The 8,284-nt window shown below is 52.1% G+C and carries 5 protein-coding genes and 1 pseudogene; 5 read left to right on the forward strand and 1 reads right to left on the reverse strand.

All coding sequences use genetic code 11. The features are described from left to right. A partial coding sequence (locus tag VRS74_RS12595) for a PAS domain-containing hybrid sensor histidine kinase/response regulator (protein WP_354145578.1) occupies window positions 1-1,927 on the forward strand: 1,927 nt, incomplete at its 5' end. Between the two features lie 1,134 nt (window positions 1,928-3,061). Here the strand turns inward: VRS74_RS12595 and VRS74_RS12600 are convergent. After that, the gene (locus VRS74_RS12600; RefSeq protein WP_354145579.1) at window positions 3,062-3,730 is read right to left on the reverse strand and encodes a LuxR C-terminal-related transcriptional regulator; all 669 of its coding nucleotides are present in this window, start codon (window positions 3,728-3,730) and stop codon (window positions 3,062-3,064) included. A 447-nt stretch (window positions 3,731-4,177) separates the two neighbouring features. Here VRS74_RS12600 and VRS74_RS12605 point away from each other — a divergent pair, with 447 nt between their 5' ends. The 4 genes and pseudogenes from VRS74_RS12605 to VRS74_RS12620 form a co-directional block, all read left to right on the forward strand. Continuing rightward, complete coding sequence (locus tag VRS74_RS12605; RefSeq protein WP_354145580.1) at window positions 4,178-4,498, forward strand: Hpt domain-containing protein; 321 nt, start codon at window positions 4,178-4,180, stop codon at window positions 4,496-4,498. A gap of 314 nt (window positions 4,499-4,812) precedes the next feature. Further along, window positions 4,813-5,578: pseudogene (locus tag VRS74_RS12610) on the forward strand (IS5 family transposase). A gap of 730 nt (window positions 5,579-6,308) precedes the next feature. After that, window positions 6,309-7,085 (forward strand): transglutaminase-like cysteine peptidase, encoded by a 777-nt coding sequence (locus VRS74_RS12615; protein ID WP_354145581.1) that lies wholly within the window; start codon window positions 6,309-6,311, stop codon window positions 7,083-7,085. Window positions 7,086-7,855: 770 nt separating this feature from the next. Beyond that, on the forward strand, window positions 7,856-8,284 hold a 429-nt coding region (locus tag VRS74_RS12620), incomplete at its 3' end, for a hypothetical protein (protein WP_354145582.1).

The following is an 8,284-nucleotide window of genomic DNA, read 5'->3' on the forward strand; positions in this document are numbered from 1 at the left end:
TCCCAACGGCCTGATCACGCTGTTCAATCCGGCAGCAGAGGAATTGCTGGGATACAGCGCTGAGGAGGTCGTTGGCAGGCCAGCGCCCGAAGTATGGGATCACAAAAACGACCCAGCATTAATCGAATATGCTTCTAAACTCTCTGCCGAGACTGGGACAGAAGTGGAGCACGGCTTCGATGCACTTGTTTTTGCTGCTCGTAACGGTTTGGCGCAAACGATCGAGCTCACTTGGGTTCACAAGGACGGGACACGGATCCCGGTACTCCTGACTGTCTCGGCGATCAGGGATGCAAGCGGAGAGATCACCGCATTCCTTGGCGTGGCTCGCGATATCACGGATATCAAGGCGGCAGAAACCGATCGCATCGCAGCACAAGTTGCCGACAAGCAGCGCGAGGCGACCTCGCAGTTTCTTGCGACCATGAACCACGAGATCCGTACACCGCTCAATGCGCTGGTGAACATGATCAGCCTTATCAAGGCGGATGGCCACGAACGGATCGAGCGGCGTGACTTTGACGTGATCGAGACTTCAGCCAACAATCTGCTATCGCTGGTGAGCAGCGTGCTCGAGTTCTCTAAGAACGAAGCGGCCCAGTTTGAGCTGGAGGAGCGTGAGTTAGCGCTATGGGATCTGCTGCAAGAAATCACAGCACTATTCAGCGCGAGCGCCAAAAAGGCGGGCGTGAATCTACGCCTTGCCGAGCTGCCTCTCGCACTTCGAGTGCCGCTGATTGGCGATGCGGCACGCCTGCGCCAGATGTTGAGCAACCTTGTCAGCAACGCCATCAAGTTCACGCAGGCAGGGGGTATGGTAGGGCTCCATGTCGATGAGCTCGAGGCTTCGTCACAAGGGTGCAAGCGGCTGCGCTTTGTTGTCGATGACAACGGGCGGGGTATTGCTGCTGAAGATCTCGACAAGCTGTTCAAGCCCTTCAGTCAGGTCCAGTCGTACCAGAAGCGCGATCAGGGCGGCACGGGTCTTGGCCTGTCGATCGTCAAGCAGATGGCCGAGCAGATGGGCGGTACGGTCGGAGCGAGTTCGCAACCTGGGCAGGGCTCGAGCTTTTGGTTTGAGGTCGAACTGCCACTGGCGGACATCGACACTGCCAGCGCGGACGAGCAGGCAGATACCCCCGGACAGCTGGTACTTGGCCTGTGGGGTCTTAATAGGGCGAAGCACAAGCTCATCTCTGAGTATGCCAAGGAGTTCGGGTGGCAGACCACGGCGTTCTTTACCGCCGAGGAGATCTATCAGGCTACGCAGAAAGCTTCTGGTCCCGCTATTGTCGTGACAGATCAGGACTGGGAGACAGACCAGTTTTGGCAGGGAGAAAAGGCTCCGGCACCAGAAGGCCTTGCCCTGATCAGCCCGCCTGACGTCGCATCTTCGATTGCCGGGCTGGAGCTGTTTGACGCAGTGAACGAGGCCTGTGTCGAGCATGGCTACGATACTTCCTACCTGCTCGAGCGCACCACGATCACATTCGGCAAAGCACCTTGGCTAGCGAGGGTCAAAGTTCTGGTCGTCGATGATCAGAACTTGAACCTGACTTCGTTTATACCTGTAATCGAGCGCGTTGGTGCGATCTGCCTGACTGCAGGTTCGGGGATGGAGGCGTTGGAAGTGGTCAAAGGACACCTCGACGATCTCGACGTAGTCCTGATGGACCTGCAGATGCCCGAGATGGATGGCTGCGAGGCCACCATGGCGATCCGCAAGCTCAAGGGTGCCAAGGGACTGCCAATCATCGCGCTTACTGCTGGCGCCACCAACGCCGAGCGGGAGCGTGCCTTGGCCTCAGGCATGAACGACTTCTGCATCAAGCCTGCTAAACCTGAAGACCTCATCAGAACCGTGCGCAAACACGTCAAACACTACCGCAAAGAACCAATCCGCTTCTTCGAGAAGAGCAAGCGTTAGTCTCGTTCTCGCAGATCAGCCTTAGCGGGTGCGGCGGAAGAGAGATCTCTGCCAAGTGGAGATGCTGCAGAGTAAAGCCCGGCGCTTGCCAACGACATTTTCGCTGGCTCTGCAACATCACTCCTCGTGGGCGCCGCTTTCTCAGCTAGGGTCGCACTCAAAGAGAAGCAGGTCGACTGGTTTCAGCTGAAGTCAGCCTTGGGCGATCTAGGGATTGGCTTAGCTACGGCAGTCGCGCTGGACGCTATGTTAAGCGATCCTACGACCGCTCTTTGAACCTCTATGGGGCGGGGCGTGATCAATCCGGCCCTTATTAGGAAATCTTGACCTCAAAGCGGGGTTGCCTGCTTCTCTCTCCTCATGTGGACAGGCTTTTCGACAGAGGTTTCATAAGCTTCAGCGGCGAAGGCGAACTCATGATTGCACCGAATTTGGACCATCAAGTCCTTAAGGCCTCGGCAATTGACCCATCGAAAGATGTTGGGGCATTTTTTCAGAAGCAGTCTGAATATTTAGACTTTCATGGGTGGGAGGCCTTCCATGGCGCTCCATGGGGCATTTCTGAACCACTCTTTGCTTCCTATGAATGTGTGGGTCCCCAAAGTGGACGCAAGCCGCGAAATTCCTATTGTCAAAAGTACACAGAAGTTGTATACGCAGCCATCTTAATCCGAGCGCAAGTAACTGAAATATAGACGACTTTAGTGGATTCTGGGAAGTCCTCTTCTGGGCACCATTTATCTTAATAAAAGTAATATAATTCAGAGATCTGGTGCGCGTGAGGGTATTCCTATCCACCCTTTAGGCTCTCATGGTTTCGCGGCGCGAGCCTTTATCGAGCCTCATCCTGCTTTCAGAAATTCGGGCGGCGGCAGAGTGACTTATGGCTAGCTATTCGCATGTTCGAAAACGCTTTTAACAACGTCGACTGAGCCATGCGAAATGACGAGGGCCTGGCTTCCGAATTCGATTATGCTGAGCGGGCTGGCTGCTGTTCCTCAAGTATCTCGATCACCTGGAGATGGAGCTGCAGGATGAGGTAAAACTAGAGGGTGTATTAGCGGAGTGTTGGCCTCGCGCTAACGTCGTAGTAAAAAATACATTTATTCCATTGGCCGCTGCCTTTTAGGGCGGTTATCCTCTCAATGCCTGACCAATCAGTCCCAGGCGTTTGAGCTCTTTGACCTCTAATATCGCCTGGGTTCGATTGCTGACCCCGAGCTTACTCAGTATCGCCTTGACGTGAGCCTTAACAGTAATTTCTGTTATGCCAAGCTCGTGCGCGATCTGTTTGTTGAGCTCGCCTAACGCCATCGCATTGAGAACGCGGAGTTGGGCGGGTGTTAATTTTTCAACGCGCGCTAAGCGGTCCCTGAGTTGGGCTGAGTCAGCCCCATCGATAAGGCTATCGAACGCACCTTGCCCAGCAAGAGCCGCGCTGAGCCCCCGCTCGATCATTTCTATTGGTTTTGATTTTCCAATATATCCAATAACTCCCATTTCACGCACGAGGTGCTGCACCTGAAGATTTTCAGTCCCCGAAAGAACAAGTATCGGCACAGAAGGCCAGCCATTTCTCACCCGTTTTAGAGTGTCGATTCCGGTCGAATCTCCGAGCGATAAGTCAAGAACCAACAAATCGCATCGCGAAAGTTGATCGAGTGCACCAGACAACTCAGCAAAACTAGAGACGCCGAATAGACGGAAATTTCCATCCATTCGCTCCAGACAGATTTGCACTATTTCTTTGCAAAGAGGATGATCATCGGCGACTAATACGAATTTTTCAGAAGTTTCAGGCATAGACAAATAGGCGGATTCGCAAAATAATGATTTGATTGCTGTTACCAGATAGCGTGCCGAACGGCTGCTGTCAAATCTAAGGCCAAGTTGAAACATACAATTCTTAGTTTATTGATTATTTGAATCTACGTATTTGTATTATCAGTTTTATATGATGTAATTTTTTTATTTGAATAGTAAATTGAATCAATCCTAGTTTTTTGTTTTTATATAAAAAGTCATCATTTTATGTATATTGGCTGGATCAATCAAGCTCCATTGATCTCACGTCGTTTGTCTTTCGTGGTAATGGCTCGCTGCGGGCAATCGCAATTTGTTCTCCAGGTTTTCTGGATTTTGTATCTTTTCTGCTTTAATGACCTTTTTAAGGGCTTGGTTGAGGTCGCGCCTATCTGATGATAGGGCGTATTAGATTTGGTTGATCGAAGCCTGAGTTGAGGGGTTGCTGTGAGCGAGTTTGAATCACGCATAGGCAAGTTACGCAGACGGTTCCAGTTGGGCGCGTCGGAAGACGCGATCGATCTCGAATCGGCGCTTGATCAAATCGGAAAGGGTTGCTTGCGAGCGAGCAGAGACATTTTAGACCGGGTTCATAGGATCGCTGGCATTGCGGGAATGCTCGGCTTTGCTGAAATTCACGAACTTGCTACTTCGATCGAGAGCGAATGGGATGAGAAAAAAGATATCGAAGGCGATGTTCGCAATTTAATTTACGTACTTCGTGCAATTAATAATGACAAATCAAGTGATCCCCATAAAATCATTTGAGGTTTTTAGTAGATCTTTTCTTACTGAAATTGGGATTGAGCTACTTCTCTGCGCATTTTTAAGTGGGGTCGATAGAATTTTCGGCGTAGCCAGCAGAGACCAGTATCGCAGTTTTCTTTGTCCATGTTTGAGGGTCACCACCTCAAGCTTTGTTTTGCTTTCCAAGGCCGCGATTTTTATACGGTCATAGGGGTAGGCCTGAAACAGCGGTCTGGTTAGGGACTTGCGACGTTCAGGGCATTGAAGCGCTTAACCTAGGCCTTAAACTCATAAACGGGATTCCCAGAGCGGCGAGTTTCTGATTCAGTGTCGGCATGAGCCGATATGAGATGACCGAGTTTGAGTGGCGGGTGATTGAGCCGCTTTTGCCCAACAAGCCCAGAGGTGTTCCTCGTGTTGATGACCGGCGGGTGCTGAACGGGATATTCTGGATATTGCGATCAGGCTCGCCGTGGCGCGACCTGCCCGAACGCTATGGTCCGCACACGACTTGCTGCAATCGCTTCCGGCGCTGGACCAAGGCTGGCGTGTGGGATCGGATAATGGACGCGATTACAGATATCTATGGCGGCGATGTGCGGACGATCGACGGCACCAGCGTGCGTGTTCACCACTCGGCTGCGACTTTAAAAAAGCCACCCGGATCGCTGTCTTGGACGAAGCCGGGGAGGTCTTACTACAAAAATCCATGCTCTGACCGACGACGACGGCCTGCCGGTCAAGCTTGCCATCACACCGGGCCAGACCCACGACATTCAGGCCGCTGCCGAACTGTTGGGCGACATCCGGAAAGGCCAGATGGTGCTGGGAGACCGTGCCTACGACGCAGACTGTCTGCGCGATCTGGTGTTCGAGCAGGGCGGTTGGGCCAACATCCCGCCAAAGACCAACCGCAAATCCCCCATCTGCTTCTCCCCCTGGCTATACAAACAGCGCAACCTTGTTGAGCGCTTCTTTAACAAACTCAAATAGTACCGCAGGAAAGCTACTCGATATGACAAGCTCGGCTCGTCCATCCTCGCCATGGTCAAACTCGCTTGCATCAGGCTACGACTGCGCCATTATGAGCCCACGGCCTAGTTTTTCCGCATCGACCTATCTCGAAATATGTCAAGCCAAAGCCGGCCGTTATAGTCGAGCCCTTTAGATTGAGCCTACACCTTACTTATCAGCAGATTTACGGCCGAAGTTAGCTGAGCCGGGGCGGTGATTATTGGCCTGCTTCAGTAGCGGCCAGCAGCCAAGCGCATCATCGGCGGATGCAGAATCCTAGCACATAATTTTGCGACGAGTATCGCCGACAAAATTCATCCGCCCATCCTGCGCGTGGTGCGCTTGATGTTGGGGAAGCGCTCTTCGCTCGGCTGTGAGCGCCAAAGCAATAAGCCGGTAAATTCTATAGGACTGACAGCCTGGGCGTAGGATCCTCAATGGCCTTAGCTACTCGTCATGAGCCGCGATTTCATCCGGGTTTCTTGCACAGGATGCCTTTGGCGCATCATAATTCGACTGAGGTCTGCAAACAATCACTCCCGACAAACCGCGCCGTCTCTCCATTAGAAATGCCGTAACCGTGCCCGCTTAGGCATCCTTCAAGAACTCTGGCGCTTACGATTTGCCATGCATCGAAATGCCCCCTCACTTGAGGGCGGCAATCGAACTCATCTCGCGTCGAGTAGGCATGACCCCAAAGGGTCATAAAATGACTTCTAGGGTTATATATATATTACATAATAGAAAATAAAGTAACTTATTACCAATATACGCAGAAGTGTGAGCCTAGTAGACCCGACCTACTACGGCACGAAGAATGCAACACTGCAATATCAACTATTTGGTAAAAAATTATTTCGCAGTTGTTGTAATAACTCTCGTTTATAGCCTCAAAAAGAGGCTGTGCCGTGAATTGGCGGAGTTCACGGTGCTTTTCACGAAAAAATATGGCCTCAATTATTTTTTGGCATTCTTGTGCCTAGTCTCGGGTGTCGTGCTTTTTGCCGGTCCGGCCCGCGCATCATCGATCGACACAGTCGCAGAAACATCTGCGACCCCTGATATGTTCGGAACCGTTCTGGTAGCGCTCGGGAAAGGTCCGAAGGCAAAGGAATGGGCGAGCGTGCGCCAGGCTCCTCTGTCACTCAATGGGGACTGGGCTCGCTTCGCTGGCGAAGCGCAGCTGCTGTCGCCCCTTGAAAGGGTTCAAGCCGTTAATTCTTGGGTAAACCGTCAGATCAGTTACACAAAAGATTCGTATAACTATGGCGCTCTCGATCATTGGGCGCCTGCTAATGTAACACTGGCATCTCGCCGCGGTGATTGCGAAGATTTTGCTATCGTCAAAATGCAACTTTTGAAGCAGCTGGGATTTGATGAGGCTGATATTTTTCTCGTCTTGGGTCGGGAGCTCGTCTCGGGTGCGGATCACGCCGTCCTCATTGTTCGCGCAAACGGCAAATGGGTTGGTCTCGATAATTTTACTAATACGCTGTTGGACACGAATGACACGTCGTATTTTCGCCCTGTGATTACATACAGCTCCACAAAATCGTGGATTAACGGTAAAAAAACTCGTTTTGCTGCAAAATGACGCAAATACAAATATGTGCCGCCGAAAAGTCTAGGGCTGTGGCGTGGCCTTATTTTGCGGTCAGCTCAATGACTTTATACGAATATTCGCGCGCCTTTGTATGCCGCAGTACGTAGTTCTCCGTCGCTTCTACAAAATTCCGTAATCTGATTAAGATGTATTCGTTGCGGTCTCGTGCCAGGATGCCTTCTTCCGCTTGAGGCGGTTAAACTTTGCACCGAGAGACTTCCTGCCCCTACAACTACGCCACCCATTGTGAACGTAGGTGCCTTGAGGAGCGACTGGAGGTCGAACTTTCGGAGTTTGACTTCCGTCTTCGGAGAGGGCGGCATAGGCCGGCAAGTCTGGACGAGCTGGTTTGTATCGGCCTTCTGCTTTTAGAAACCACTGGCGGGGCTCTACCCAAGCACGCCCTGCCGTTTGACGATGAGCTTCTTATAAACAGGTATAGCCTGCCTCTGCTTGTAAGGTGGATGGATGAGCGGCTTCGCAACGCTGCGCAAACCAACTCCGACCAATGTGAGCGCTAGGTAGAAGAAGGAGGGAGCAAGGTCCCAGCTCACCAGGGGATCTGGAGAGCAAATTGCCAGAACGACCATGAGGGCGATAAAACGGGACGATCAAACTCCTCCGGTTAGCAGCGGTGATCGTCCCGGTACCGATCCAATTGCATGACGTCGCCAATCCTGATCATGGTCCAGCTCATATAGGCGCCATCCAGTGGGATGTGTGTAATTGACAAGCTCTGGACTGTCGCCCACGCTCCGAGCATGGGATTGCAAACAGATTTGGCTCGTGCAGGCAGCGGCATTGAGGCGTGGCAGCGCTTGTCGAAGATCGCTTTTTTCGCGATTGGCGCTGCATATTTACCCCTATTGGCTTTTCGCTATTTGCTCTTTCCTGACTTCGGCCTCGGTCCTAGTCAATCAATCTTCATATTGGCGGCTAGTTCAATTGTCATTCTTGGCATTGGCTTTCTTCGGGTCTCGAAGGCCGGTATCTTCTGGATGTATCTGATCTGCATTCTCGCGCTACTCGGTGTCGCGGGAAGTGCCTTGGGCGGCGGTGCGCCTACACTGTGGCCACTGCCTTCTTTCGCAGCCCTCTTTTCCCTTCTGATAGCCTATCCTGTTGTCTCTACGTCTGACAAAAGCCGCGAGGTATGGGGCCTGACGTTGAGGCAGCGAGGCCTTGCTGCG

This window comes from Altererythrobacter litoralis, assembly GCF_036324225.1.
Lineage (GTDB): Bacteria > Pseudomonadota > Alphaproteobacteria > Sphingomonadales > Sphingomonadaceae > Erythrobacter > Erythrobacter litoralis_A.